Origin of the sequence: Micromonospora coerulea (assembly GCF_016598485.1) — a bacterium.
Lineage (GTDB): Bacteria > Actinomycetota > Actinomycetes > Mycobacteriales > Micromonosporaceae > Micromonospora > Micromonospora coerulea.
The window spans coordinates 1-520 of the sequence record NZ_JAEMUW010000110.1; the positions used below are offsets into that span (position 1 = coordinate 1).

Below are 520 nucleotides of genomic sequence, written 5' to 3' on the forward strand. Positions count from 1 at the left end.
GCGGTTGGGCCGGTCGACCTCCACGATCTGGATACCTTGCGTGCGCAGGTAGCGGGCCAGGCCGACGCCGTAGCTGCCGGTGCCCTCGATCCCGATCGCCCGCACCGGGCCGTGGTCGCTCATCCAGGCCAGCAGGGCCCGGTAGCCGGCGACCGTGGTGGGGAACTGTCGGTGGCCGAGCATCCGGCCGACCTCGTCGATGACCGCGGCGGTGTGGGTGTCGGCGTGGGTGTCGACGCCGCCGATGACCTCGAGCTGGTGATCTGTCATGGTGGTGGAGCTGTCCTTCCAGGTGACCGACCGGGGGCAGCACGCACCGTCGGGCGGACGGACAGCACGGTGATGGGACCTCTTCCACAGGCTCCTGTCAGGTCACACCCGTCCGTTCGGCGCGTGCACCCGGCGCGGCCGACAAATCAGCCGAAGGACAGCCGAGGCGTCAGGTGGACAAAGAGTCAAACCAGCGCCGGGAGCACGACGATCATGGCCGGTCGGGCAGGACGAAGCATCTCACCGTGGA

General features: G+C 69.2%; 1 protein-coding gene. It reads right to left on the reverse strand.

Annotation, left to right across the window (positions count from 1 at the left end; all coding sequences use genetic code 11):
• A partial coding sequence (locus tag I8N68_RS32510) for an IS110 family transposase (protein WP_200216932.1) occupies positions 1-270 on the reverse strand: 270 nt, incomplete at its 3' end.
• Between the last annotated feature and the right edge of the window lie 250 nt (positions 271-520).